This window comes from Streptomyces sp. NPDC041205 (assembly GCF_055591765.1).
The window spans coordinates 363,324-388,446 of sequence record NZ_JBVIZH010000006.1 but is presented as its reverse complement, the minus strand read 5'-3'; the positions used below and the strand labels follow the sequence as shown (position 1 = coordinate 388,446).

Below are 25,123 nucleotides of genomic sequence, written 5' to 3'. Positions count from 1 at the left end.
CCGGAGGCCCGGAGGCCCGGAGGCCCGGAGGCCCGGAGGCCCGGGTGCCGGGATGCCCGGATATGCGGATGCCCGGATACGCGGCCGGAGGTCCGGCTAGAGGATCAGTGCGGCCGCGCACACCGCGAGCGCCCCCGTGCACACGGCCGCCGCTGCCGCGGCGCGGCGGCCGAGCGGGTGCGGGCGGGCCGCCGTCAGGGCGGTCATCCTGCGGTGTGCGACCGCCAGGAAACCCAGCCACAGCAGCAGACACAGCGCGCACGCGACGGCGGCCACCACGGACGCCCCGTCGCGCAGCGCCGCGCGGGCGCCGAGCACCGCGGCGACCGTGCAGGTGAGTGTCGTACGCCGCCACGCGAGGCGGGTCCGCTCGGGCTGGAGGCCGGGGTCCCGTGGCGCGGGGTCCCGGAGGTCGGCACCCCCGGCCCCGCCCGTACCCCCGGACCCGCTGGTCCCCCCGGCCCGTCCGGCGCCACCAGCCCCGGGGCCCGCGGCCTCGGTCACCCCTCCCACCCGAACACCACGACCACCACCATGGCCACCGCGACCACCGCCACCACCACGCCGAGGAGCGCGGGGAACCGGGACGCGGGCAGGTCCTCGCCGCGCCGCATGGCCTGCTCGCAGCGCACCCAGTGGTTGACGGCGCGCAGCGCGCACAGCACCCCGGCGGCGAGCAGCGCCAGGGCGAGGCCGACGCGCACGCCCCAGCGCAGGTCGGGCAGGAACTGGTCCACGGCGAAGCCACCGCCGATCAGCGCGAGCGCGGTGCGCAGCCAGGCGAGGAAGGTGCGTTCGTTGGCGAGGGAGAAGCGGTAGTCGGGCGTTTCGCCCTCCTGCCGGACGCGCTCGGGGGCGAACCACAGCCTCAGGCTCTGTACGAAGGTGCTCACCGTTGCACGATAGGTCGCCCGGCGCGGCCGTCGCCCGCCGGGCGCCGCGGGTCGCGCCGGGCTATTCGGCGGCCCGGAGCGCCCGCAGCCGCTCGTACGCGTCGAGGCCGTCCGGCACCCACTCCCACTCGGTGGCGCGCCGGGCCAGTTCCTCGTCGGTGAGGAAGTCGTGCCAGGCCACCTCCTCGCGCTGCGGGTCGACCGGGGTCGTGCAGCGGACCTCGTACACGGCCGACCACCAGGTGCGCCCGGCGCCGTCGTCGAAAAGGAACTTGAACAGGGGTACGGGGCGGGGGAGTCCGCTGACGCCGAGCTCCTCCTGGGCCTCGCGCAGCGCCGCGTCGTCGTACGACTCGCCCGCCGCGACGACGCCGCCGACGAACATGTCGTAGCGGGAGGGGAAGACCAGCTTGTCGGGGGTGCGGCGGTGCACGAAGACGCGGCCCTCGGCGTCGCGGACCTCGATGAACACGCAGCGGTGCCGCAGGCCGCGGGCGTACACCTCGCCCCGGCGGGCCGACCCCGTCACGTTGTCGTTCTCGTCGACGACGACCAGCACCTCGTCCGCCGGATCGGCGGGCCCACGCATACCCATCCCCCCATCCAACCTCACCCCCTGGGGGCTCAGCCCCCGGCCCCCGCTCCTCCAAACGCCGGAGCGGCTATCCCCCACCCACCCGCCCCACCCAGTCCTGCAACCAGCAGTCCGCCCCGCGGCACATCTAGGGCTCGCCCGGCGAAGTCCTCAGCCCGTTCGGCGCTTGAGGACGAGGCGCGAAGCGCCGATTCGGCGGTGCCCCCGTCCCACGGCAACGGGACACCCACCCGATCCCAGCCCGTCCGGCGCTTGAGGACGAGCGCGCAGCGCGATCGGCGGCGCCCCGTCCCACCCGAGGGGAACGCCCACCCCGGGGTCCAGGGGCGGAGCCCTGGGATCGGTGAAGGGGCGGGATCGGGGAGCCCCGCGGGGCCACAACCCACCCCGAACGGTTGACTGCACCCCCCGCCCAACCCAGGATCTGACCCACCGGTAACCCCCGCCGACCGAACACTTCACCCCAAGGGAGCCCTCATGGCCTACGACGCAGACGTCATCGTGATCGGCGCGGGCCTCGCCGGCCTCACGGCGACCGCCGAACTCGTCGACGCCGGCCGCAGGGTGATCCTCATCGACCAGGAACCGGAACAGAGCCTCGGCGGCCAGGCCCACTGGTCCTTCGGCGGCCTGTTCTTCGTGAACTCCCCGGAACAGCGCCGCATGCGCATCAAGGACCACAGGGAACTCGCCCTGCAGGACTGGCTGGGCACCGCGGCCTTCGACCGCGAGGAGGACCACTGGCCACGCAAGTGGGCGGAGGCGTACGTGGACTTCGCCGCAGGCGAGAAGCGCCCCTGGCTGCACGCCCAGGGCGTCCGCTTCTTCCCGGTGGTCGGCTGGGCCGAACGCGGCGGCTACGACGCCCAGGGCCACGGCAACTCCGTACCCCGCTTCCACATCACGTGGGGCACGGGCCCGGGCCTCCTCGCCCCGTTCGTGCGCCGCGTCCACGAGGGCGCGGCCCGCGGCCTGGTGCAGTTCAAGTTCCGCCACCGGGTGACGGGCCTGGCGCGCACGGGAGGCGTCGTCGACACGGTGAGCGGCGAGATCCTGGAGCCCTCGGGCGCCGAGCGGGGCAAGGCCAGCAGCCGAGAGGTGACCGGCTCCTTCGAGTTCCGCGCCCAGGCGGTGATCGTCACGTCCGGCGGCATCGGCGGCAACCACGACCTCGTACGCGCCAACTGGCCCAAGCGCCTCGGCAACCCGCCGGAGAAGATGATCGCGGGCGTGCCCGCGCACGTGGACGGCCTGATGCTCGGCATCGCCGAGGGCGCGGGCGCGCACCTGATCAACCGCGACCGCATGTGGCACTACACGGAGGGCATCGAGAACTGGGCCCCGATCTGGGACAAGCACGGCATCCGCATCCTGCCGGGACCGTCCTCGCTGTGGCTGGACGCCCGCGGCAACCGCCTGCCCGTACCGCTGTTCCCGGGCTTCGACACGCTCGGCACGCTGGACCACATCATGCACACCGGGTACGACTACACGTGGTTCGTGCTCAACCAGCGCATCATCGGCAAGGAGTTCACGCTCTCGGGGTCCGAGCAGAACCCCGACCTGACGGGCAAGTCCGTGCGCGGCGTCATCGACCGGGCGCGGGCCGACGTGCCGGGCCCGGTCAAGGCGTTCATGGACCACGGCGCGGACTTCGTCGTGGAGCGCGACCTGGGCGCGCTGGTGCGGGGCATGAACGCCCTGACGAAGGAACCCCTCATCGACGAGGCCGCGCTGCACCGCACCCTCGCCGCGCGCGACCGCGAGATCGTCAACCCGTTCACCAAGGACTTGCAGGTCAACGCCATTCGTGGTGCCCGCAAGTTCGTCGGCGACCGGCTCATCAGGACCGTCGCGCCGCACCCGATCCTCGACCCGAAGGCGGGCCCGCTCGTCGCCGTGCGCCTGAACATCCTCACCCGCAAGACCCTGGGCGGCCTGGAGACCGACCTGGCGTCGCGGGTGCTCCAGGAGGGCGGCGACCCGCTGCCGGGCGTGTACGCCGCCGGGGAGGCCGCCGGATTCGGCGGCGGGGGAGTGCACGGCTACCGCTCCTTGGAGGGGACGTTCCTCGGCGGCTGCCTGTTCTCGGGGCGCGCGGCGGGGCGGGCGGCGGGGAAGGCGGTCGGCTGAGACCGGTCCGAGGCATCGGGCAGGTCGGGCGCGCGGGGCGAGTCGGCGGGGAGGGGGCAAGTCGGTCGGCCGGTACCGGGGTTGGGTAAGGGGCCGCGCATGGCTGCGGCGGTAACGAGGCCTTGACGCGGAGTGTCGCGTACCGGTTTGCTGTGCGTGATCGCACGCTCGCCCAACGCGTCGGGGAGGACGTCCCGCGGTGTCTCCACCTCCGCCCCCGCCGCTCGGCCGCTCCCGCAAGAAGGCCGCGCACACCTTCGACGCCGCCCTCGACGACGCCGAACTCGTGACCGCCCGCGCCGCGTTGGCCCAGGGCCGTTGGACCGAGGCGCGCGCGCTGCTCGCGGCCACCGGCGACGACTGGGACCGCAGGGGCCACCGCTTCGACGTGCTCGGGCGCGAGTCCGCCACCGCGGCCTGGGCCCGCGACTGGCGGCTCGCCGAACCGGAGAGCGTCGACGCCGTCGCCCTGCTCGCCTTCGCCTGCGTGCACCGGGCGCTGCGCGGCAAGGAGCGCTCCGAGAGGGCCCGCGCCGCCTGCCGCGAGGCCGCCGCGCTCGTCCCCGCCGACCCCACCCCGTGGCTCGCGCTGCTGCTCCTCGAGCGCAGCCTCGGCCTCGAGGAGGACGTCGTACGCCTCTTCGACGAGGTCCGCCACCGGCACCCCGAGCACCACCACGCCCACCACCTGATGGTCGCGCGGCTCGCCGAGCGGCGGCCCGGGGCGGGCCAGGACCCGCTGCACGAGGTGTACGACTTCGCGTCCTGGGCCGCCGAACAGGCCCCCGACCACTCGCCGCTGTCCGTGCTCCCGGTGATCGCGCACGCCGAGCGCTACCGCGTGCTCGCCACCGCGGGCAGCGAGAACAAGGACCCGATCGCCTCCGGGCACTGGACGAGCCGCCGCGCCCGGCAGGTGATGAAGGCGTCCTTCGACTGGTGGCTGGAGTGGGAGATGCCGCACGAGTCGGTGCACCCCCGCGCCTTCGTCGACCTCAACTTCCTCGCCCACGCGAGGTTCTGCGAGGGCCGGGCGGCCGAGTCGGCGGCGCTGTTCCACCGCATCGGCCGGTACGCGACCGAGGTCCCCTGGTCCTACCCGGACCGCGACCCGTACCAGGCCTACTTCGCCGCCCGCGGCGCGGCACTCGGCACGGCCTGACCCCGCACCACCGCGACTCCCTGGCACCGCGGCATCGCGACTCCGCACCACCCGGCACAGGACACGCACCACCGGTCACACGAGACGCACGACCAACGGCCCTCTACGGGCGGAGAGGACGACCGAGCCATGGCGACGGGCAGTTCGAGCACCAGTGCAAGCAGCACCGGCGGCGCCGCCGGGGGGCGCGGCGGCACGGGATCCCGCGGCAGGTCCGTCCCGCGGCAGGGCGGCATCAGCACCTACATGGGCCAGGAGCGGGCCCTGCGGGCGGGCCGCCTCGGCACCGCGGGCCTGCTCCTGTCCGTGCTCGCCGCCACCGGGCCGCTCATGGTCGTCGCGGGGGTCATGCCGACGACGTACGGCGTGATGGGCGTGGTGGGCCAGCCCCTGCTGTTCCTGATACTCGGCGTCGTCCTCGCCCTGTTCAGCTTCGGCTACGCGGAGATGAGCCGGCACGTCCACAACGCCGGTGCCTTCTACGCCTACATCTCGCGCGGCCTCGGCGGCACCGCGGGCGCGGCGGCCTCCGTCGTCGCGCTCGTGGCCTACAGCGTGCTCCAGGTGGGCCTGTTCGGCATCCTCGGCTTCGAGGTGTCCGGTCTGCTCGACAAGTACGCCGACGTCACCGTCGGCTGGTGGGTCCCCGCGCTCGTCACCGTCCTGATCGTCGGCGCGCTCGGCTGGCTGAAGATCGACCTCAACGCGCGGGTGCTGGGCGTGCTGCTGCTCATCGAGGTCGCGCTCGTCGTCATCTTCGACATCGCCGCCGTCGCCGACCCGGCGAAGGAGGGCCTTTCGCTGCACGCGTTCAACCCCGACACCCTCACCGGCGCGGGCGTCGCCACCTCGCTCTGCTTCTGCATAGCGGCCTTCACCGGCTTCGAGCAGGCACCCGTGTACGCCGAGGAGACCAGCCGCCCCCAAGTCGTGGTCGCGCGGGTGATGTTCTTCGCCGTCGGCTTCGTCGCCGTCTTCTTCGCCCTCAGCTCCTGGGCCCTCACCGTCGCCGCCGGACCCTCCGGCATCGTGCCCGCCGCGCAGCAGCAGAGCGCGGGGCTGCTGTTCGGACTCACCGAGCCACGTCTCGGCGGCACCTTCACCGACGTCCTGCACGTCCTGTTCGTGACCGGCATCTTCGCGGCCATACTGAGCTTCCACAACGTCGTCGCCCGCTACGCCTTCGCCATGGGCCGCGAAGGCCTGCTGCCCGCGGCCTTCGCCCGCACCAACAGCACGAGTGGCGCGCCGGGCACCGGCTCGCTGCTCCAGACCGTGATCTCCGTCATCGTCGTGATCGCCTTCGCCCTCACCGACGACGGCCCGGCGGGCGACCCGACCGCGCCCGTCCTGCGCCTGTTCACCTGGGGCGGCAACGTCGGCGCCCTCGGCGTGCTGCTCCTGATGGCCACCGCGTCCGTGGCCGTCATCGTCTTCTTCGTCCGCCGCGGCGCCGCGCGTGCCCAGGCCTGGCGGATCACGGCGTCCGCGCTCGCCGCGATCGCGCTGCTCGCCATCGCGGGCTACACGGTCAAGGACTTCGACGTCCTCGTCGGCGCGGGCCCCGACTCCTCGCTGAGCTGGGCGCTGCCGGGCATCATCGTCGTCGCGGCGGTCGTCGGCCTCGCGTACGGGGCGTACCTGAAGAAGGCCCGCCCGGCGGCGCACGCGCGCATCGGCCTCGGCAACGAGGCGTTCCAACTGGAGAAGGCGGCGGGGGACGCGGGGCGCGAGGGCTGAGGGCGTCCCCGGCGGACGTGACGAGGTGGATATGACGAACCGCTGACGGACACCCGCGGGCCTGGCCTCCCGTGCCCGCGGGTGCCCGAATCGAGGGTGACCACCGAACATCCGGACGTCGACGAAGAGCGAGCCCCGGCCCACGGGCGCGAACCGGCCGCCGGGTGTGCTCCCGCCGACGGCTGCGAACCGGCCGCCGGGTGTGCTCCCGCCGACGGCTGCGAACCGGCCTGGAAAGCCCCGCAGGGCCCACCCCCCCGCTACAACACCACCGACAGCAGCAACACAAACCCCAACGCCACCACAGAAATGATCGTCTCCATCACCGACCACGTCTTGATGGTCTGCCCCACATCAAGCCCGAAGTACTCCTTCACCAGCCAGAACCCGGCATCGTTGACGTGGCTGAAGAACAACGACCCCGCCCCGATGGCAAGCACCAGCAACGCGGCATGCGAGGTCGACATGTCCGCGGCGAGCGGAGCCACAAGCCCGGCGGCCGAGATGGTGGCGACGGTCGCCGACCCCGTGGCGAGCCGAATCGCGACAGCGATGAGCCAGGCGAGCAGCAGCGCGGGAATGGACCAGTCCTCGGAGAAGTCGAGGATCATCTGCCCGACCCCCACGTCGATGAGGGTCTGCTTGAACCCACCACCGGCCCCGACGATCATCAGCACACCGGCGATGGGAGCGAGGGACTTCTCGACGGTCGTGGAGAGCCGTTCCTTGGTGAAGCCCGCGGCCCGCCCGAGGGTGAACATCCCGACGAGCACCGCGGCGAGCAGCGCGATCAAGGGCGACCCGACGACGTCGAAGACGCGCTGGACGGTGGCGTCGGGATTGTCGACGACGATGTCGACGAGGGCCTTGGCCAGCATCATGACGACGGGCAGCAGCACGGTGGCGACGGTGACGCCGAAGCCGGGCCGCTTCTCCAGGTCCTCGGAGGGCCGCTGCGGAATCATCTTCTCGGGCGGCGCCACATCCACCCACCGAGCGGCGACCTTGGAGAACAGCGGCCCCGCGATGACAACGGTGGGAATGGCGACGAGGACGCCGAGCGCGAGCGTCACACCGAGGTTGGCCTTGACGGCGTCGATGGCGACGAGCGGCCCGGGGTGCGGCGGGATGAGCCCGTGCATGACGGAGAGCCCGGCGAGCGCGGGGATGCCGATGCGCATCAGGGAGTAGTTGCCGCGCTTGGCGACCATCAGGACGACGGGGATCAGCAGCACGATGCCGACCTCGAAGAACAGCGGAAGCCCGATGACGGAGGCGATGAGCACCATCGCCCACGGCATGGCACGCCCGCCGGACTTCCCGGCCTTGGCGAGGATCGTGTCGACGATCTGGTCCGCGCCGCCGGAGTCGGCGAGCAGCTTGCCGAGGATCGCGCCGAGCGCGATGAGGACGCCGACGCCCGCGACGGTGGACCCGAGCCCGGTGGTGAAGCTGGCGATCGCCTTGTCGAGCGGCGCGCCCGCGAAGGCGCCGAGCGCCAGCGAGCCGATGGTCAGCGCCAGGAAGGCGTGGACCTTGAACTTCGTGATGAGCAGAACGATGACGGCGATGCCCGCGAGAACGGCGATCCCGAGCTGGGCGTGGCCCGCCGAGGTGATCGGTTCGACGGGGTCCGCTGCCAGCATCTCGACGCTGAGACTGGTCACGGTGGGTTCCTTGTACGTGGACGTGAGGAAGGGGGCGTACGGGGGGGGGAAGGGGGAGGGAGCTGGAGGGGGAAGCCGGTCAGCGGTCGCGCGCGGCCAGCGCCGCCACGGCCCGCTCGGCGATCTCCGCCGGAGTCCCCGCCACATCGACGTCGACGCCCGCCTCGTCCGCCCCGAGAGGCTGAAGCGTGGCGAACTGCGAGTCGAGCAGCGCGGTCGGCATGAAGTGGCCCTTGCGCTGTGTCATCCGCTCCTCGATGAGGGCGCGGTCGCCGGTGAGGTGTACGAAAACGAGGCCGGGCGCGGCGGCCCGCAGCCGGTCGCGGTAGGACCGCTTCAGCGCCGAGCTGCTGACCACGCCGCCGAGTCCGGCGCGGCCGTGGGCCCACTCGCCGATGGCATCCAGCCACGGCCAGCGGTCGTCGTCGGTCAGCGGGGTGCCGGCCGACATCTTGGCGATGTTCGCCTCGGGGTGGAAGTCGTCGCCCTCGGCGTAGGGGACGCCGAGCCGGGCCGCGAGCAGGGGCCCGACCGTGGTCTTGCCGGTGCCCGCTACGCCCATGACCACGACGACGTGGGTGGTGCTCATCGCTGCTGCTGCCTCGCTGTCCTCGTCGACATCGATCGGTTCACGCCACTGAAACCCATTAGGTCAGATGAATTCAAGAGGCTGTGATGCAAAAGTCTGACTTTTTGAGTGCGCGAGTCCCCTCGTACGCTGACGTCATGACCGCACAGGCCCGGGGGCTGCACGCTCGCGTACTGGACAGCCTCGGGCCCGCCATCACCGCGGGCGAGTACCCACCCGGCAGCGTCCTGCGCACGGACGAACTCGCACAGCGCTTCGAGGTGTCACGTTCGGTGATGCGCGAGGTGGTGCGCGTCCTGGAGTCCATGCATCTGGTCGCCTCCCGGCGCCGCGTCGGCGTGACCGTGCGGCCCACCGAGGAGTGGAACGTCTACGACCCGCAGGTCATCCGCTGGCGCCTCGCGGGCGCCGACCGCCCGCGCCAACTGCGCTCCCTGACCGTCCTGCGCTCGGCCATCGAGCCGGTCGCCGCGGGCCTGGCCGCGCGGAACGCCACCGCCGAGCAGTGCGCGGCCCTCACCGAGTGCGCCCTCGGCATGGTCGCCACCTCCCGCGGCCGTCGGCTCGAGGAGTACCTCGTGCACGACATCGCCTTCCACCGCGTCGTCCTGGACGCCTCCGGCAACGAGATGTTCGCCCGGCTCGGTGACGTGGTCGCCGAGATCCTCGCGGGCCGCACCCACCACGACGTGATGTTCGAGGACCCCGACCCGGCGGCCGTCACCCTGCACGTGCGCGTGGCCGAGGCGGTGCGGGAGGGCGACGCGGACCGCGCCGAGGCCCTGACCCGCGAGATCGCCGAGGGCGCCCTCAAGGAGCTGGACATCCTGGCGCCGCCGCCCTCCGGGCGCTGACCCCCGGCCGCCCCCGGCCTGCGCCGTACCCCGTCCGACCTGCGCCCCGCCGCCCACTGGGCGATCCTGACCGGAGTACCGCAGGGGGGCCGGAGAAGGGCGCGCCGAGATGAGCGACGACACCCCCGCGGGCACAGGCCACGGCAGAACCGTCAAGCCGCTCGTGCGGATGCGGGCGCGCCGCCCCGACGAGAAGCACCGCGCCGCCACCCCGCTGGAGCTGCTGTTCGACCTGTGCTTCGTGGTGGCCGCCGCGCAGGCCGGGGCCCGCCTCGTGCACGCCCTCGCCGAGGGCGACACCGGGCACGGCGTCACCGGCTACCTGCTCGTGTTCTTCGCGATCTGGTGGGCGTGGGTGAACTTCACCTGGTTCGCCTCCGCGTACGACACCGACGACGTGCCGTACCGGCTCGCCACCCTCGTGCAGATGGCGGGCGTGCTCGTCCTCGCGGCGGGGATCCCGCGGGCCTTCGACGACGGGGACTACGGGGTCGCGATCACCGGTTACGTGATCATGCGGGTGGCGCTCGCCGCGCAGTGGCTGCGGGCGGCCCGCGGCGAGAGCGGGGCGGGGCGCACGGCCGCGCTGCGGTACGCGATCGGGCTCGTGCTCGTGCAGATCTGCTGGGTGGTGCTCCTGCTGCTCCCGGACGCGGCCTGGGCCTGGGGCGTCGGGCCGCTGATCGTCGCCGAGATCGCCGTGCCCGCCTTCGCCGAGCACAGCCGCCGCAGCCCCTGGCACCCGCACCACATCGCCGAGCGCTACGGCCTGTTCACGATCATCATGCTCGGCGAGTCGGTCGCCGCCGCCACCGTGGCCGTGCGCTCCGCCCTCGACGACTCGGCGGCCCTCGACGAGCTCCTGCCGATCGCCGCGGGCGGCCTCGTCATCGTCTTCGCGGCGTTCTGGATCTACTTCGCGGTCCCCATCCACGAATACCTCGTCTCGTCCCGGCAGGCCTTCGCCTGGGGGCTCGGTCACTACGTGATCCTCGGCTCCGCCGCGGCGATCGGCGCGGGCATCGAGGTCGCCGTGGAGCAGGCGACGCACCACGCGCACATCTCCACGCTCGCGGCCTCCTGCGCCGTCACCGTGCCCACCGCGCTGTTCCTGATCAGTACGTGGGCCGTGCACTCCCGGCACTTCAAGACGGGCATCGCCCAGCAACTGGTCCTGCCCGCCACCGCCCTGCTCGTCCTCGCCGCGAGCTTCGCCGGACACGGGGCCGTGCCCCTCGCCGCCCTGATGACGGCCTGCTCGGTGGCCGCCGGCCTGTGGCTCGCCCGGCCGAAGGCGCCGGTGGCGCGCACCGACACCGGGTGAGCGCCCCCGCGACGGCCGAGGGGACAATGGGCGCCATGTCCCGACGCACCCCCACGCGCCCCGAGCCCTGCCCCTGCGGGCACCCCCTGCCGTACGAGAAGTGCTGCGGCCGACTGCACCGGGGCGAGGCCGCCGCCGCGCACCCCGAGGAGCTGATGCGATCCCGCTACAGCGCCTTCGCCCGGCGCGACGAGGCGTATCTGCTGCGCACCTGGCACCCCCGGACCCGGCCGCCGCGCGTCGAGTTCGACCCGGCGATGCGCTGGACGGGGCTCGCCATCGAGGAGACGACCGACGGCACGGCGTTCCACTCCACGGGCACCGTCACCTTCCGCGCCCGCTACACCGACGGCGGCCGCCCGGACTCCCTGCACGAGCGCAGCCGCTTCGAGCGGGTGGACGGGGCGTGGGTGTACGTGGACGGCGACTTCATCGACTGACCGGCGCCGCTCGGCCCGGAGCGCCAGGACCCGCCTGCCTCAGCACACGTCCCCGTACTCGCTCAGGACGCCCGGCGGAGCCAGCGCGTTGACGTAGTGCCCAGGGCCGTGGTCGTCGAAGGAGTACGCGAACGGGACCGTGCGCGTCAGCGCGAGGCGCGCGGCGAAGAAGGCGAGGGGCGCGACGACCGCGAGCCCGGCGAGGGTGTCCATCTGCGGATAGTGCCGACCCGGTTCGTGGACCTCGTTCCAGCCGGACTCCGGGCCGTGGCGCAGCGGCGCGAGCACCCGTTCCGCCGCCCGCACCGTGTGCTCCGGCAGCCTCCAGAGCGGCGCGCGCAGCAGCAGCCCCGGCAGCGCCGCCGCCTCCACGCCCGCGTTCCCGAGGGCGGCGAGCACGCCGTCGACGGGGGAGCGGGCCTTGCGGTAGTGGAACTCCCGGCCGAACGGCGCGTACGGGCCGACCGGGCGCGGCGGCAGCGCGGGCACCACGTCGCGGTCGTAGATGTACCGCAGCAGCCGGTCCCGCAGCACATGCACCCCGCGCCCGTCCACGGCCGTACGGCAGGCCCGCGCCAGGTCGGGGCCGCCGAGCATCGGCTGGCCGAAGGTGTAGACGGCGCACAGCTTCTCCGCGACGGCGCGGTAGCGCGGCTCGTGGGCCAGGACCACGGCCATCAGCGCGGCCGTCGCGCCGCCCAGGCTGTGCCCGGTGATGTACAGCGCCTGCATGCCGTCCCCGCGTACGCCGTGCTCGTCCGGGTTGACCGACTCGCCGCGCAGCGCCCGTTCCAGGGCTCCCATGACCAGGTGCCGGGTCGCGCGCATCGTGCGGTAGAAGCCCGCGTGCACCTCGTGCCTGCGGCCGTCGAGCTCCACCGACAGCGTCTCGGGCCGCACGTCGGCGTCGGTGAGGATGCTGATGATGTCCTCGGGCTGGGTGCCGCGGTAGCAGAGGATCACCACCCGCCGGTCCTCGTCCTGCACGAGATACGCGGCCGACGCGATGTACAGCGCGTCCACCCGCAGCTCGAACACCCGGCAGCGGTTCCGCTCCAGGCCGAGCCGAGCCATCATCGTGGCGACGGTGTCCGGCGCGCCGCGCTGCGCGAACCCCGCGTAGGCGTACGCCGAGCAGGTCGCGAGCGCGTGCGGGATCACGCCGTCCGGATCGGGCTGCTCCGCGCCGTCGACCAAGCGCTCCACAAGGTCCGGATAGACCGGGAAACCGGCGGACTCAGGGCCCTTGTCCCCCTTGTCCCCCTTGTTCACGGACCGCTTGAACGGCCGCAGGGCAGCGAAGTCCGGACCCACGACGTACTCGTCCCGCATGGCGTCCCCCGTAACAGGCGGTGGCGGTGCCGGACTTGTGAGCACACCACCGGAGCGCGCACAGCGTCAACGCGAGCGCGCGCACGCTCCCGCGACCCGTCGGGACCCGGCCACCGCGACGCCCCGCGCGTGGGGTTGCTGGAGAAGGAGACGCGCACGGGACGTGCCGCCGCCGGTCGCCCGGCCCCCGGCCGCGGCCCTGACGGGCCCAAACGCCGCCGCCCGCGTGCCAGTTCGAGGCCGGGGCGGGCCCGCGCACATAGGCGGGATCGCCCGCTGCGGTCCGTGCGGGCCCGCCACTAGCGTCGACGCCCCTGCGGTGTACGCCCGCACCTTGCGTTCACGCGGTGTTCCGTTCCCCGCTCGGTCGCCCGACCCGATCTCCGTCCCGTTCCTCCGTTGCCTCGTCCGTACGAAGGAAGCGCCCGATGATGTCGCAAGGACAGCCCTCAGGGCAGTACGAGCAGAGTTACGAGCGCTACCAGGGCGGCAGCCCCGAAGCGGAGCGCGTCCTCTTCGAACGGCTCGCCCGCGAGCTGATGAAGGTGCAGCGGACCAACATGCGGGCCGCGAACGCCGGTTCACCGGCCCGCGTCCAGCACGCCAAGTCCGCGCTCGGCGTGGAGAACGCACGCCTGCGCTTCCACGACGACCTGCCGGAGGAACTGCGCTGCGGCTACGCCCAGCCCGGCGCCGAGTACCCCGCGACGGTCCGCCTCTCCGGCGCGAGCGGCATCGGGCAGGCGGACGGGGCGCCGGACCTGCGGGGCGTCGCCGTGCGCGTGGAGGTGTCCGCGGACGAGAGCCACGACCTGCTCGCCACCAACTGGCCGGTGTCGCACGCCAAGGACGCCCGCGAGTTCGTCGCCTTCGCCAAGGCCCTCGCCGGTGCCCGCAGCCCGTTGCAGAAAGCCTTCGGCCTGCTCGTCAAGCTGCCGCTCGCCGTCGGTCTCTCGACCGCGACCCGCATGCGCCGCAACATCCAGGCCGCCACCCGCCACACCGTCAACAGCCTCGCGGGCGAGACGTACTGGAGCCGCGGTGCCACCCTCTGGGGCACCGCGGGCCCCGTGCGTTACCTGCTGCGCCCGGCGGGCAGCGCCACCCCCGCCCCGCGCCCGGACCACCGCGACCCCAACTATCTGCACCGCGAGCTCGCCCACCTCCTCGCCACTGCCGACGTGGCCTTCGAGCTGTGCCTGCAGCGGTACGTCGACGAGACCCGCACGCCCGTCGAGGACGGCGCCGTGGAGTGGCGCGAGGCCGTCAGCCCCGCCGTGCCCGTCGCCCGCCTCACCATCCCCAGCCAGGACCTGGACACCGCGCAGGCCCGCTCGGCCGCGCGGCGCGTGGAGGAACGGGCGTTCAACCCCTGGTACACCACCGACGAGTTCCGCCCCCTCGGCAACCTCAACCGCGCCCGCAAGGCCGCCTACGAGGCGAGCGCCGCGTACCGCCAGGGCCTGCGCTTCAGCACCGAGGAGCCGCTGCGCAACCGGGTCCTCGGCGTCCCCGTGGGCGCCGCCTTCCGGCTCCTGAACCGGGCCGTGCCCTGGCACCGCCTGCCCCTCCAGCTGAGCCTGCTGAACCTCGTCTTCCTCCGGAAGGTCCTGCGCCGCTTCAACCTCATCGACACCGACGTGCACGAGGCGCCCCCCAAAGCCGTGCCGGTGCCGCTGCCCCCGGACGAGCGGCTGCGTACGGCCCGGTCCTACGACGGCACGTACAACGACCTGTCCGCCCCCGCCATGGGCGCCGTCGGCGCGGCCTTCGGGCGCAACATGGCCCCCGACTACCGCCCCGACCTCTTCGACACCCCGAACCCGGTCACGGTCAGCCGCCAGCTCCTGTACCGCGAGAACTTCCTGCCCGCGACGACCCTCAACGTCCTGGCCGCCGCCTGGATCCAGTTCCAGGTCCACGACTGGGTCAACCACCGCCGCCACCCCGCGGGCACGAAGACCGTCGAGGTGCCCCTGCCGCCCGGCTCGTCCTGGCAGAACACCCCCGGCGGGCCCGCCGAGAGCGTCATGCGCTTCGCCGAGAACGAGGGCATCCACGTGTCCGACGGCCGCCCGCCCGTCCTCTTCGCCAACACCGCGTCCCACTGGTGGGACGGCTCCGAGGTGTACGGCGCCGACGAGGCCACCGCGAAGTTCCTGCGCGCCCCCGACGGCGGCGCCGATCTGCGCCTGGAGGAGGGGCATCTGCCCCTCGGCCAGAACGGCGTCCCGCTGTCCGGCTTCACCGACAACTGGTGGCTCGGCCTCAGCGTGATGCACACCCTGTTCGCCCGCGAGCACAACGCCGTCTGCGCGGCGCTGCGGCAGACGTACCCCTCCATGAGCGAGGACTCCGTCTACCACACGGCCCGGCTCGTGGTCTCCGCCCTCATCGCGAAGATCCACACGGTGGAGTGGACCCCGGCGATCCTCGCCACCGAGGCCATCGACCTCGGCCTGCACACCAACTGGGAAGGCCCGCCCGACAACTGGCTCAACAAGCTGGGCCTGTGGCTCCTGGAAGCCCATTCCCTCACCGGCATCCCGAAGACCCTCCCCGACCACCACGCCGCCCCCTACTCCCTCACCGAGGACTTCGTCACCGTCTACCGCATGCACCCCCTCATCCCCGACGACTACGAGCTGCGCGAGCACCACTTCGGCCGCCGCCTGGAGACGGTCGGCTTCTCCGACATCAACGGCGTCGCGGCCGAGGGCGCCATCCGCAAGACCGGCCTTGCCAACACCCTGTACTCCTTCGGCATCGCCCACCCCGGCGCGATCACCCTCCACAACTTCCCGCGCGCCCTCCAGAAGTTCGAGCGCGAGGGCGAGCTCATCGACCTCGCCGTCGTCGACCTCGCCCGCACCCGCCGCCGGGGCGTGCCCCGCTACAACGACTTCCGCGCGGGCCTGCACAAACAGCGCATCCGCAGCTTCGAGGACCTCACCGAGAACCCGGAGACCCTCGCCCGCCTGAAGGACGTCTACAGCTCCGTCGACGAAATCGACACCATGGTCGGCCTGTTCGCCGAGAACCCACCCACCGGCTTCGGCTTCAGCGACACGGCGTTCCGCATCTTCATCCTGATGGCCACCCGCCGCATCCAGAGCGACCGCTTCCTCACCGTCGACTTCCGCCCCGAGATCTACACCCCCCTCGGCATCGACTGGGTCCAGAAGGGCGGCATGAACTCCGTCATCCTCCGCCACTGCCCCGACCTGGCCGCCCTGCTCCCCCGCAAGGCGAGCGCGTTCGCCCCGTGGCGCCAGGTCCCGCCGACCAACAACGGCGGGACGTAGCCCACACCTCGCTGCCCGGCCCTGCCACTCGTCTGGGCGCCACGCACGGCTTGAGCCAGTACACGGGCGACCAGTTCGCGGTCAGATCCTCGGAGTAGGCGTTGGGCATGGTGTAGATCCGGCCCCCCGCGGCTCCGTACGTGTGGGCGCGCATCTGGCCGCGCTGGCTCTTCCACCAGACCCCCGGGCCGTTGATGTGGCGGACGTCGTGGTTCCGGCAGTCCTCCCAGACGTACACCGTGCTGCGATCCGAGTTCTCCCAGCCGCAGACCGCGAACCGGCAGTCGCCGTCCCCGGCGACCGGCCGGAGCGTGCTGCGGAGGTCCCGGGCGTGCCGCTCGCCCGGGACGCCCGCGGTGACGTGGCCCCCGGCGAAGGCGACGGTGTCGGCGCCCGTCTGGCGGCTGTCGGGCACCTTGGCGAGACAGCCGCCGTGCACGACCGATGTACAACACACCTTGAGCGGACCTGGAATCCGCAGGCGGGGGAGGAGGAGCGGGGGCACGCTGGTGCAGAATCCCGCTCGGCCGGTTGGTCACGTGGTCGGCACGCCACGGTCCGGAACGGGGCCGGACAGGAAGAAAGCCCCTGGGGAGGGGCTGTTCTTGCTGGTGTCCGAGGGGGGACTTGAACCCCCACGCCCGATAAAGGGCACTAGCACCTCAAGCTAGCGCGTCTGCCATTCCGCCACCCGGACCGGTGGTCTGTCGCGGTTTCCCGCGGCGACGTGGAAAACCATAGCAAACATTCGGAGGCTCCTGATCACGCTGGTCCCGGGGGTGAACGGCGTATGACGAGGGGCGCCCGCCCTTGGGTCCGGGCGGTCGGCGCGGGAGGATGGGAGGGACCCAGAGTGCGACAGCGGGAGGAACAGCGTGAGCGAGCCGACCACGGGCGGCAGGGCGGACGGGGCGCGTGCCGTTTCCGGCGAGGACGAGGTCGTCGACCTGTGCCGGGACCTGATCCGGATGGACACCAGCAACTACGGCGATCACTCGGGCCCGGGGGAGCGCAAGGCGGCCGAGTACGTCGCGGAGAAGCTCGCGGAGGTGGGGCTCGAGCCACAGATCTTCGAGTCGCACCCGGGGCGTGCCTCCACCGTGGCGCGCATCGAGGGCGAGGACCCGTCGCGGCCCGCGCTGCTCATCCACGGGCACACCGACGTCGTACCCGCCAATGCCCAGGACTGGACGCACCACCCCTTCTCCGGTGAGGTCGCGGACGGCTGCCTGTGGGGCCGGGGCGCCGTCGACATGAAGGACATGGACGCGATGACCCTCGCGGTCGTACGCGACCGGCTGCGCAGCGGCCGCAAGCCGCCGCGGGACATCGTGCTGGCCTTCCTCGCGGACGAGGAGGCGGGGGGTACGTACGGGGCGCGGTATCTCGTCGACAACCACCCGGACCTCTTCGAGGGCGTGACCGAGGCGATCAGCGAGGTCGGCGGGTTCTCCTTCACCGTCAACGAAAAGCTTCGCCTGTATCTGGTCGAGACGGCGCAGAAGGGCATGCACTGGATGAAGCTGACCGTGGACGGCAGCGCCGGACACGGGTCGATGATCCACAAGGACAACGCCATCACGGAGCTGTCCGAGGCCGTGGGGCGGCTCGGGCGGCACAAGTTCCCGGTGCGGGTCACCAAGACCCTGCGGCACTTCCTCGACGAGCTGGGCGACGCCCTCGGCACCGAGCTCGACCCGGAGAACATGGACGACACGCTGGCCAAGCTCGGCGGCATCGCCAAGCTGATCGGCGCCTCGCTGCAGAACACCGCCAACCCGACCCAGCTCGGCGCCGGCTACAAGGTGAACGTGATCCCCGGACAGGCCACCGCGCACGTCGACGGCCGTTTCCTGCCGGGGTACGAGGAGGAGTTCCTGGCCGACCTCGACCGCATCCTCGGCCCGAACGTCAAGCGTGAGGACGTGCACGCGGACAAGGCCCTGGAGACCACCTTCGACGGTGCCCTTGTCGACGCCATGCAGATGGCGCTGCAGGCGGAGGACCCGATCGCGCGGGCCGTGCCCTACATGCTCTCGGCCGGCACCGACGCCAAGTCCTTCGACGACCTCGGCATCCGCGGCTTCGGTTTCGCGCCGCTCAAGCTGCCGCCGGAGCTGGACTTCGCGGGCATGTTCCACGGCGTGGACGAGCGGGTGCCGGTGGACGGCCTGAAGTTCGGGGTCCGCGTGCTCGACCGGTTCATCGACGCTTCCTGAGTTCAGGGGGCTGCCGGTGTGCGTGTCGGCGTGTGTGCCGGTGCGTATGTCGGTACAAGTAGGGCCTTCCGTGTACGCGGGCGCGTGCCGAAACGAAACTCCAATAATCGGCAGCGCGTGCGCAATTGACCGAAAAGAGTGAAAGCAGTCTTGCTCTCGTAGCCCTCAACTTCCTCCTTCGTTACAGGGTGTGCGGTCCGCGGCTGGGACCGCATTTGCCAACTAGGAGGAATGATGATCAAGAAGATCGTTGCCGCTGCGGTGGCCACCGGCGGTCTGGTGCTCGCGGGTGCGGGCGTTGCCGCTGCCGACTCCGGCGCGCAGGGCGCCGCTGTGGGCTCCCCGGGCGTCGCGTCGGGCAACCTCGTCCAGGTCCCCGTGCACGTGCCCGTGAACGCGTGCGGCAACACGATCTCCGTGATCGGGCTGCTGAACCCCGCCTTCGGGAACTACTGCGTCAACAAGTGACGCCGCTGTGCCTCACCCCGTGAGGGGCCTCACCCCATGAGGGTCTGAATTCTGTCGGCCCCGGAGCGCGTGTCGTGCGCTCCGGGGCCGACAGGCATTGGGCGCACGGCGCACTGGGCCCGTGCGCATTTCCGGAAGGCAAGGCAGGAACAAGCTATGCGACAGGTCACACGCAAAGGCCTGATCACCGTGGCGGCCGCCACTGGCGTACTCGCCGTCTCTGGTGGTTACGCGCAGGCCGACTCCAACGCCCAGGGCGGCAGTTCGAAATCCCCCGGCGTGCTGTCGGGCAATTCCGTTCAGCTCCCCGTGGACGTACCGGTCAATGTCTGCGGCAACACCGTGAACGTCATCGGAGGCCTGAACCCGGCTGCGGGCAACAAGTGCGCCAACACCTCCGACGCCCCGCACGGCGGCGGTGGCTACGGCGACGACCATGGCGGCAAGCCCTCGGGCGGCGGCGCCACGAGCGACGGCGGCACGAGCAACTCGCCCGGGGTGGGCTCCGGCAACAGCGTGCAACTGCCGGTCGACGTCCCGGTCAACGTCTGCGGCAACAGCGTCAACCTCGGCGGCGCGGGCAACGCCGCCGTGGGCAACGAGTGCGGCAACGAATCCGGCAGCCACACCGGTGGCAAGCCGCCCACGCAGCCCCACCACCCGGGCAAGCCCGAGCAGCCCGGCAAGCCGCAGCAGCCGGGCAAGCCGCAGCAGCCCGGCAACGGCGTCAAGCCCGAGCAGCCGGGCAAGCCCCAGCAGCCCGGGAAGCCGGGCCAGCCCGTCTCGCCCGCGCAGCACAGCAAGCCGGAGCGTCCGGCGACCGGGCCGAACGTGCCCGAGGCGCACATGATCACGCCGCCCAAGGGCAAGGACCAGCTCGCGCAGACGGGCAGCTCCCTGCCGGTCGGCGTCGCGCTGCCGGTCGGCGCGGGCATGCTGCTCGCGGGCACCGTCCTGTACCGCAGGGCACGCGCCTGAGACGACTCGGTGACCGGGCCGTCCGGGCGCACCACTGCCCCGTGAACGGGACCGGCGCACCACCGGGCGAACGGCCCCGGTGTGGATGCCGGGCGTATGCGTCAGGCGCCATCAGTGAAAACGGAGCGGGCCCCGCGATCGCGGGGCCCGCTCCGTTTCCACACCCTCCGCCGGACACCGGGTGGCCGTGGCCGGCTCACCAAGTGGCCCTTATCTGGCGGATGATGCGCCGTCTGAGCCGTACCCGCCGACTGCCGTCGGCGTGCAGGCTGAGGCGGTCCAACTCCCAGTGTCCGTACTCTGCGTGGTCGGTCAGCAGACGCGTGGCTTCTTTGCGGGAGACCCCGCGCGGAACGTACACGTCGACAAATTCGTATTCCGGCATCGCATCTATTGTGCGGGCACGGGCCCGGTACGGATAGCGTCTGCACTATGTCTGATGCTGCGCAGCCCACCGCTGCCGAGGTACGCGCCGCCGCCGAGGCGGTCAAGACCGCGCTCGACCGCCACCTTGCGGCGGTCGAACGCAGGTCGGGCGAGGACGATCCCGACGTCTATGAAGCGTTCAACGAGCTGGCCGCCGCGGCCGAGGCGTACGACGAGCTGCTCTACGACCGTTACGACGAGGTCACCCCCTTCGAGATCCCCGGCGCGGAGGACACCCTGCCGCCGTACCAGGGGCCCGCGGAGCCGAACGCCCTGAGCGTGCTGATCCGGCGTGACTACGCCGTGGCGGAGCCGCAGCGACTCCTGGCCCAGGCCGCGCGGGTCGAGGCCGCGGACGACGACGTCACCGCCGAGTCCGACCGGCTCGCCGGCACCGTGCCGGGCGCGCTCGGCCTGCTCTTCGGCGAGTTCGAGCCGGACGAGATCGCCTCCAGGCACAAGGAGTTCGGCCTGGAGGAGGGCGACTCCACGCTGTGGGTCACCGCGGCGGACGAGCCCGCGGAGCCCGGCGAGTGGCTGGAGTCCCCGTTCGACCAGCCCGACTCCCCGCGGGTGGTCTGCCGCTTCGACGTCAGCGCGGTCTTCGACGACGAGACGGACGACGATCTCGACGACGACCTGGACGCCGCGGCGAGCCGTGCGGGTGGCGCCCGCCGGGGCCGGGACGCGCACACCGGCATCGAGGGGGACCTGGACGCCGACCTCGATACGGACCTCGATGCAGGCATCGACTTCGACCCGGACGACGTGGATGAGGCGGACGACGCCGACGACGCCGACGACGCCGACGACGTGGAGGTCGTCGAGTGGAGGAAGGGCGTAGGCGGCGCCTAGGAGGTGCCGCTGGTCGGGTCGCTGGGAGGGGCTGTCCGGGGGCGGGTTCGCTCGGCTCCGGGGCCCTGGCCGGATGAGAGCGGCCCCGGCCCCTGGACGGGGGTCGGGGCCGCTCTCCGCGTAAGGGCTAGTCCGCAGGGCTAGTCCGCTGCGGGGGCCTGCGGACGCAGCAGCGTGCGCAGGCGGGTCGTGCGCTCCTTGGCGGGGCGCTCGGCCACGGCCTGGGGCAGGGACTGGGCCACGCCCTGGACGACCGAGAGGTGGCGCTCGGCGCGGCTGAAGGCCGTGTAGACCCACGGCCGGGTCAGGGCGCCCGCCGCGTCGCCCGGCAGGACCACCACGGCCGCGGGCCAGCGGCGGCCCGTGGCCTGGTGCGCGGTGAGTGCCCAGGCGTGGCGCACGGACTGCTCCACCCGCTCCTTCGGTACGGCGACGGGGGTGCCCTCGCACTCCAGGCGCAGGCCCTGCGCGTCGGCTCCGACCACCCGGCCGAGCGCAGTGCGGCCCGGCACCGGGGCGTAGGCGACCCGGTCACCGGGGTCGAAGCCGCCGAACCGGCCGGGGCCCGGGTTCAGCCGCTCCTTCAGCGCCGCGTTCAGCGCGCGGGTACCCGCCGCGCCGCCGTGGCCCGGCGTGATCACCTGCGTCTGTCCCGCCGGTACGCCGATGGCGCGCGGCACCGAGTCCGCGACCAACTGCACCGTGCGGTGGATCGCGTCGGGCGCGTCCCGCACCGGGACGATCACGACCTCCTTGCCGGGCGCCTCGACCTGGGTCAGCTCGCCGACGCCGATGCCGGAGACCAGCTCGCCGATGGGACCGGGGTCCGGCGTGCGCGAGACGACCTGCGGGCAGCAGCGGGCCGCGAGCAGGTCCGCGAACACCCGGCCGGGGCCAGCGGACCACAGCACTCCCGGGTCGCCGCTGAGCACGAGCCGGGCGCCGTCCGGAAGCGACTCCACGAGCATCGCGGCCGTCTCCACGTCCAACTGGGGGGCGTCCAGGACCACGAGGAGGTCCAGGGCGAGCGCGCCGTCCGCGTCCCGGCCCGGCCCCTGGCGCCCGGAGAGGAGACCGGCGACGGTCACGGCGGGGGTGGCTTCGGCGGTGGCTCCGGATGCGTTGGGCGTATCGGCGGCTCCAGCAGCCACGGACGTCTCAGCCGCACCGGCCCCGCGGGACGCATCGGACGTGGTGCCCGCACCGGCAGCATGAGCCGCACCGCCCGCATGAGCCGCGGCGGACCCGTCGGCCGCACCGGACTCGCCGCCAAGGACAGCCGCCCCCGGAGCGCCCACGGCCTCCCCGCGCGTGCTCTCGAGCTGGACGGCATCCGCACCGGCCGACCCGGTCACCGCGTCGGCGGCACCTTCGGCGGTGCGCCTCGCCGCCGGTACGCCGTCGGCCTCCCCGCCCGCGTGCCCGTCCATCTGGGCTCCCGAGGCGGCGGCAGATCCGGCACCCCGGTCGCCCGACGCGGACGCGTCCCCCCGTACACCAGCACCGTCGGCGCCCTCGCGGACACCGTCTCCGTCGGCACCCAAGCGAGCCCGAGCCCCCGCACTCCCGCGAGCCCCGGCTTCACCGGCACCGCCCCCCAGGCCCTCGGCCAGCCTCCGCTGTCCCTCGGCGCTGTGCGTCGCCGCGCACACCCGCAGGCCCAGCGCCCGGGCCGCCGCCACCAGCGCGGCGGGCTCGGCGCGGGCCGCCTCGCCGCCCGTGTGCAGCACCAGGCCGTGCGCGGCCACGGCGCGGATCAGGTCGGCCGCGGACCCCTTGGCGGCGGCCGCCGCGGACTCCCAGTCGGCGGCCGAGGGACCCGAGCCGTCGCCGTTCGGACCCGAGCCGTCACCCTGTGGGCCCGAGCCGTCGTCCTCCGCCCCCGAGCTGTCGCTCTCCCGGCCCGAGCTTCTGCCCTCAGCATCAGAGCCACCGGCCTTGGTGCCCGAACCGCCGCCCTCCGGCAGTGAGTTCATGACGCGGGCGAGGCCGTCGGCGAGGCTCTCCTCCGCGAGGGCGTACCGCTCCAGGCCGAGCAGGACGCGGACCGGAGCCGCCGCCTCCTGGCCGTCCTCGGTGTCGTCGCCGGTCGGGGCGGGCCGCGCCGGGGCGGCCCCGGGGACCTCGTCCAGCGCGTCCTGGAAGACCAGCACGTCGCCCTCCGCGAGGGCGGACTGCACGGCCTCGTCCGGCTCCGGCACCCCGCGCTGCCCGAGCGCCGCGGTGAGCGCCGAGGATTCGAGCGCCGTGTGCCCGGCGAGCGCGGCCTGTTCGAGCAGCCACACCGTCAGCGCGCAGCCCCTGCGTTCGTCCCCCGGACCGCAGTCCGGGCCGAGCAGCGCCCGCGCGAAGCCGTCGGCCTGCTCGGGCCGCACCCCGGCGACCCGCAGCAACTGCCAGGGGTCGGCACGCAGCACACCGTCCGCGCCCTCGCCGAGCACGGCCGCCGCCCGGGCCGCGAGCGCCGCGGGCGCACCGCCCTCGGCCAGCACCGCCGCCACCGCCTCGACGGTCTCCGGCGCGGGGCCGGCCGTCCCGGCCGTGGCCTCGGGCGCCGGCCGCCGCACGGGCTCGGGGGCGGGGCGCCGCTGCGCGACCGGCGCGGGCTCGCGGAACGCGGACGTGACGGGCTTCTCGCCGCTCTCCACGGCCCGCACCGCCGCCAGCAGGTCGGCCGCCGTGCCCTGAAGCTTCGCGCCCGCCGCCACGGGCCCCTGCTTGTTGGCCTTGCGCTGCTCGATCCGCTCCCGCAGCTCCCGCTGTGCCGCGAGCTCGGCCTCGGCCTCGGACACACCGGCGTCCCCGCCGTCCGCGCTGCCGTCCTGGCCCTCGCCGCCACCGGCCTCGGTGCCGCTGTCCTCGGCATCGTCCCCGGCGCCACCAGGATCCTCGGAAACAGCCCCCTCCGAGTCCTCCGAGTCCTCCGGGCCATCCGGGTCGGCCGGATCGTCCGGGCCCGCCGACTCCTCCTCGGCGTCCCCGGCGCCCCCCTCCGGCGCGGTCCCGCCGGACGACGTGCCCCCGGCCTCCGGCGCTTCCTCGGCGTCGGCCTCGGGTTCGGCGACCTCCGCGGCAGCGGACTCCGTACTCACAGCGTGCTCCAGTCCTGGTCTGGGTAGCGGTGCACGGGCGCTGACACGTCGTCGAGCGCCTGGCAGATCTCGTCAGGAAGACTAAGGGTCTCCACTGACAATGCGGCCGTGAGCTGCTGCGCGTTGCGCGCGCCGACGATCGGGGCGGTCACTCCGGGGCGGTCGCGCACCCAGGCGAGCGCGACCTGCAGGGGGGTGACGGCGAGGCCGTCGGCCGCTATCGCGACGGCGTCCACGACCCGCCCGGCCGCCTCGTCCAGATACGGCGCCACGAACGGGGCGAACTGCTCGGAGGCGCCGCGCGAGTCGGCGGGGGTCGCGTTGCGGTACTTGCCGGTGAGGACGCCGCGGCCGAGCGGTGACGAGGGCAGCAGGCCGACGCCGAGGTCGAGGGCGGCGGGCAGCACTTCGCGCTCGACGCCGCGCTGGAGCAGGGAGTACTCCATCTGCGTGCTGGCGACGCGGGTGCGGGTGCCGGCCGCCGCGAGCTGCCAGGTGGCGGCCTTGGCGAGCTGCCAGCCGCTGAAGTTGGAGACGCCCGCGTAGCGCGCGCGGCCGCTACTGACCGCGATGTCCAGGGCCTGGAGCGTCTCCTCCAGAGGGGTGTCGCTGTCGAAGGCGTGGATCTGCCACAGGTCCACATAGTCCGTGCCGAGGCGGGCCAGGGAGGCGTCGAGCGCGGACAGCAGATGGCCGCGTGAGCCGTCGAAGCGGCGGTCGGGGTCGGGCACGCTGCCCGCCTTCGTCGCGATGACCAGATCGCGCCGCGGCACCAGGCGTTCGACGAGTCGTCCGAGGAGGTATTCGGCCTCCCCGTCGCCGTACACATCGGCCGTGTCCACGAGGGTGCCGCCCGCCTCCCAGAAGGCCTTCAGCAGGTCCGCGGCGTCGTTCTCCCCGATCTCGTCGGAGTGCCCCCACGTGAGGGTGCCGAGTCCGATCCGGGACACGCGCAGACCTGTTCGGCCGAGATGCCTCTGCTCCATGGCGGCGAGATTACTGGCCATGCCTCAGCGCTGGGTGTGCGTGTGGACAAAGCCGTGCCTGTGGA

20 protein-coding genes and 1 tRNA gene are annotated in these 25,123 nt (G+C 73.1%); 11 read left to right on the top strand and 10 right to left on the bottom strand.

What is annotated here, in order from left to right:
- Positions 1 to 96 precede the first annotated feature (96 nt).
- The 3 genes from ACZ6BG_RS26810 to ACZ6BG_RS26800 form a co-directional block, all read right to left on the bottom strand.
- Positions 97 to 504, bottom strand: a complete 408-nt coding sequence (locus ACZ6BG_RS26810) for a DUF202 domain-containing protein (protein ID WP_469005909.1) — start codon at positions 502 to 504, stop codon at positions 97 to 99.
- Positions 501 to 893: a YidH family protein gene (locus ACZ6BG_RS26805; RefSeq protein ID WP_469005907.1), complete on the bottom strand. Its 393-nt coding sequence runs from the start codon at positions 891 to 893 to the stop codon at positions 501 to 503. The genes ACZ6BG_RS26810 and ACZ6BG_RS26805 overlap by 4 nt, the downstream gene beginning before the upstream one ends.
- Before the next feature lie 61 nt (positions 894 to 954).
- Complete coding sequence (locus ACZ6BG_RS26800; protein WP_469005905.1) at positions 955 to 1,488, bottom strand: NUDIX hydrolase; 534 nt, start codon at positions 1,486 to 1,488, stop codon at positions 955 to 957.
- Between the two features lie 477 nt (positions 1,489 to 1,965).
- On the opposite strand from ACZ6BG_RS26800, the gene ACZ6BG_RS26795 reads away from it, so the two are divergent.
- The 3 genes from ACZ6BG_RS26795 (at position 1,966) to ACZ6BG_RS26785 (ending at position 6,523) form a co-directional block, all read left to right on the top strand.
- Positions 1,966 to 3,621, top strand: a complete 1,656-nt coding sequence (locus ACZ6BG_RS26795) for an FAD-binding dehydrogenase (RefSeq protein WP_469005902.1) — start codon at positions 1,966 to 1,968, stop codon at positions 3,619 to 3,621.
- A gap of 199 nt (positions 3,622 to 3,820) precedes the next feature.
- Positions 3,821 to 4,783, top strand: coding sequence for a hypothetical protein (locus ACZ6BG_RS26790; RefSeq protein WP_469005899.1), 963 nt, complete (start codon positions 3,821 to 3,823; stop codon positions 4,781 to 4,783).
- A gap of 129 nt (positions 4,784 to 4,912) precedes the next feature.
- The gene (locus ACZ6BG_RS26785) at positions 4,913 to 6,523 is read left to right on the top strand and encodes an APC family permease (protein ID WP_469005897.1); all 1,611 of its coding nucleotides are present in this window, start codon (positions 4,913 to 4,915) and stop codon (positions 6,521 to 6,523) included.
- A gap of 260 nt (positions 6,524 to 6,783) precedes the next feature.
- Here ACZ6BG_RS26785 and ACZ6BG_RS26780 read toward each other — a convergent pair whose 3' ends face one another.
- Both ACZ6BG_RS26780 and ACZ6BG_RS26775 read right to left on the bottom strand, forming a co-directional pair.
- A complete protein-coding gene (locus tag ACZ6BG_RS26780; RefSeq protein ID WP_469005894.1) occupies positions 6,784 to 8,190 on the bottom strand; it encodes a GntT/GntP/DsdX family permease in 1,407 nt (468 codons plus the stop codon).
- A gap of 79 nt (positions 8,191 to 8,269) precedes the next feature.
- Entirely contained in the window at positions 8,270 to 8,779 is a 510-nt protein-coding gene (locus ACZ6BG_RS26775) for a gluconokinase (RefSeq protein ID WP_468480653.1), read from the bottom strand.
- Positions 8,780 to 8,916: 137 nt separating this feature from the next.
- Here ACZ6BG_RS26775 and ACZ6BG_RS26770 point away from each other — a divergent pair, with 137 nt between their 5' ends.
- The 3 genes from ACZ6BG_RS26770 to ACZ6BG_RS26760 all read left to right on the top strand — a co-directional run bounded on the left by ACZ6BG_RS26770 (position 8,917) and on the right by ACZ6BG_RS26760 (position 11,397).
- Positions 8,917 to 9,633, top strand: coding sequence for a FadR/GntR family transcriptional regulator (locus ACZ6BG_RS26770; protein ID WP_468452935.1), 717 nt, complete (start codon positions 8,917 to 8,919; stop codon positions 9,631 to 9,633).
- A gap of 109 nt (positions 9,634 to 9,742) precedes the next feature.
- Positions 9,743 to 10,957, top strand: a complete 1,215-nt coding sequence (locus ACZ6BG_RS26765) for a low temperature requirement protein A (protein WP_469005892.1) — start codon at positions 9,743 to 9,745, stop codon at positions 10,955 to 10,957.
- A gap of 35 nt (positions 10,958 to 10,992) precedes the next feature.
- The gene (locus ACZ6BG_RS26760) at positions 10,993 to 11,397 is read left to right on the top strand and encodes a YchJ family protein (RefSeq protein WP_469005890.1); all 405 of its coding nucleotides are present in this window, start codon (positions 10,993 to 10,995) and stop codon (positions 11,395 to 11,397) included.
- A gap of 39 nt (positions 11,398 to 11,436) precedes the next feature.
- Here ACZ6BG_RS26760 and ACZ6BG_RS26755 read toward each other — a convergent pair whose 3' ends face one another.
- Positions 11,437 to 12,729 carry a lipase family protein gene (locus ACZ6BG_RS26755; protein ID WP_469005886.1) on the bottom strand — a complete coding sequence of 431 codons (1,293 nt, stop codon included), beginning with the start codon at positions 12,727 to 12,729 and terminating at the stop codon, positions 11,437 to 11,439.
- Between the two features lie 428 nt (positions 12,730 to 13,157).
- Between ACZ6BG_RS26755 and ACZ6BG_RS26750 the strand changes: the two genes are divergently transcribed.
- Positions 13,158 to 16,034, top strand: a complete 2,877-nt coding sequence (locus tag ACZ6BG_RS26750; protein ID WP_469005883.1) for a peroxidase family protein — start codon at positions 13,158 to 13,160, stop codon at positions 16,032 to 16,034.
- Positions 16,035 to 16,643: 609 nt separating this feature from the next.
- On the opposite strand, the gene ACZ6BG_RS26745 is transcribed toward ACZ6BG_RS26750, so the two are convergent.
- Positions 16,644 to 16,731: transfer RNA gene (locus ACZ6BG_RS26745), tRNA-Leu, on the bottom strand.
- Between the two features lie 178 nt (positions 16,732 to 16,909).
- Here ACZ6BG_RS26745 and ACZ6BG_RS26740 point away from each other — a divergent pair.
- The 3 genes from ACZ6BG_RS26740 (at position 16,910) to ACZ6BG_RS26730 (ending at position 19,699) form a co-directional block, all read left to right on the top strand.
- Positions 16,910 to 18,253 (top strand): M20/M25/M40 family metallo-hydrolase, encoded by a 1,344-nt coding sequence (locus tag ACZ6BG_RS26740; RefSeq protein WP_469005881.1) that lies wholly within the window; start codon positions 16,910 to 16,912, stop codon positions 18,251 to 18,253.
- A 234-nt stretch (positions 18,254 to 18,487) separates the two neighbouring features.
- On the top strand, positions 18,488 to 18,721 hold the full coding sequence (chpH, locus tag ACZ6BG_RS26735) for a chaplin ChpH (protein ID WP_469006217.1): 234 nt from the start codon (positions 18,488 to 18,490) through the stop codon (positions 18,719 to 18,721).
- A 156-nt stretch (positions 18,722 to 18,877) separates the two neighbouring features.
- A complete protein-coding gene (locus tag ACZ6BG_RS26730; protein ID WP_469005878.1) occupies positions 18,878 to 19,699 on the top strand; it encodes a chaplin in 822 nt (273 codons plus the stop codon).
- A 196-nt stretch (positions 19,700 to 19,895) separates the two neighbouring features.
- Here the strand turns inward: ACZ6BG_RS26730 and ACZ6BG_RS26725 are convergent, their stop codons facing one another.
- Positions 19,896 to 20,084, bottom strand: a complete 189-nt coding sequence (locus ACZ6BG_RS26725; protein ID WP_385725237.1) for a DUF5703 family protein — start codon at positions 20,082 to 20,084, stop codon at positions 19,896 to 19,898.
- 47 nt (positions 20,085 to 20,131) lie between these two features.
- Between ACZ6BG_RS26725 and ACZ6BG_RS26720 the strand changes: the two genes are divergently transcribed.
- Positions 20,132 to 20,980 carry a hypothetical protein gene (locus ACZ6BG_RS26720; protein WP_469005875.1) on the top strand — a complete coding sequence of 283 codons (849 nt, stop codon included), beginning with the start codon at positions 20,132 to 20,134 and terminating at the stop codon, positions 20,978 to 20,980.
- 140 nt (positions 20,981 to 21,120) lie between these two features.
- Here ACZ6BG_RS26720 and ACZ6BG_RS26715 read toward each other — a convergent pair whose 3' ends face one another.
- Positions 21,121 to 24,072, bottom strand: coding sequence for a helix-hairpin-helix domain-containing protein (locus ACZ6BG_RS26715; RefSeq protein WP_469005872.1), 2,952 nt, complete (start codon positions 24,070 to 24,072; stop codon positions 21,121 to 21,123).
- The gene (locus ACZ6BG_RS26710) at positions 24,069 to 25,058 is read right to left on the bottom strand and encodes an aldo/keto reductase (RefSeq protein WP_468452950.1); all 990 of its coding nucleotides are present in this window, start codon (positions 25,056 to 25,058) and stop codon (positions 24,069 to 24,071) included. Before ACZ6BG_RS26710 ends, ACZ6BG_RS26715 begins: the two co-directional genes overlap by 4 nt.
- Between the last annotated feature and the right edge of the window lie 65 nt (positions 25,059 to 25,123).

What these genes read in the sequence shown, in the direction of transcription:
- ACZ6BG_RS26800 (WP_469005905.1), bottom strand. Translation starts at nt 1,488, where the DNA reads ATGGGTATGCGTGGGCCCGCCGATCCGGCGGACGAGGTGCTGGTCGTC.
- ACZ6BG_RS26795 (WP_469005902.1), top strand. Translation starts at nt 1,966, where the DNA reads ATGGCCTACGACGCAGACGTCATCGTGATCGGCGCGGGCCTCGCCGGC.
- ACZ6BG_RS26785 (WP_469005897.1), top strand. Translation starts at nt 4,913, where the DNA reads ATGGCGACGGGCAGTTCGAGCACCAGTGCAAGCAGCACCGGCGGCGCC.
- ACZ6BG_RS26775 (WP_468480653.1), bottom strand. Translation starts at nt 8,779, where the DNA reads ATGAGCACCACCCACGTCGTCGTGGTCATGGGCGTAGCGGGCACCGGC.
- ACZ6BG_RS26770 (WP_468452935.1), top strand. Translation starts at nt 8,917, where the DNA reads ATGACCGCACAGGCCCGGGGGCTGCACGCTCGCGTACTGGACAGCCTC.
- ACZ6BG_RS26765 (WP_469005892.1), top strand. Translation starts at nt 9,743, where the DNA reads ATGAGCGACGACACCCCCGCGGGCACAGGCCACGGCAGAACCGTCAAG.
- ACZ6BG_RS26760 (WP_469005890.1), top strand. Translation starts at nt 10,993, where the DNA reads ATGTCCCGACGCACCCCCACGCGCCCCGAGCCCTGCCCCTGCGGGCAC.
- ACZ6BG_RS26755 (WP_469005886.1), bottom strand. Translation starts at nt 12,729, where the DNA reads ATGCGGGACGAGTACGTCGTGGGTCCGGACTTCGCTGCCCTGCGGCCG.
- ACZ6BG_RS26750 (WP_469005883.1), top strand. Translation starts at nt 13,158, where the DNA reads ATGATGTCGCAAGGACAGCCCTCAGGGCAGTACGAGCAGAGTTACGAG.
- chpH (WP_469006217.1), top strand. Translation starts at nt 18,488, where the DNA reads ATGATCAAGAAGATCGTTGCCGCTGCGGTGGCCACCGGCGGTCTGGTG.
- ACZ6BG_RS26730 (WP_469005878.1), top strand. Translation starts at nt 18,878, where the DNA reads ATGCGACAGGTCACACGCAAAGGCCTGATCACCGTGGCGGCCGCCACT.
- ACZ6BG_RS26725 (WP_385725237.1), bottom strand. Translation starts at nt 20,084, where the DNA reads ATGCCGGAATACGAATTTGTCGACGTGTACGTTCCGCGCGGGGTCTCC.
- ACZ6BG_RS26720 (WP_469005875.1), top strand. Translation starts at nt 20,132, where the DNA reads ATGTCTGATGCTGCGCAGCCCACCGCTGCCGAGGTACGCGCCGCCGCC.
- ACZ6BG_RS26710 (WP_468452950.1), bottom strand. Translation starts at nt 25,058, where the DNA reads ATGGAGCAGAGGCATCTCGGCCGAACAGGTCTGCGCGTGTCCCGGATC.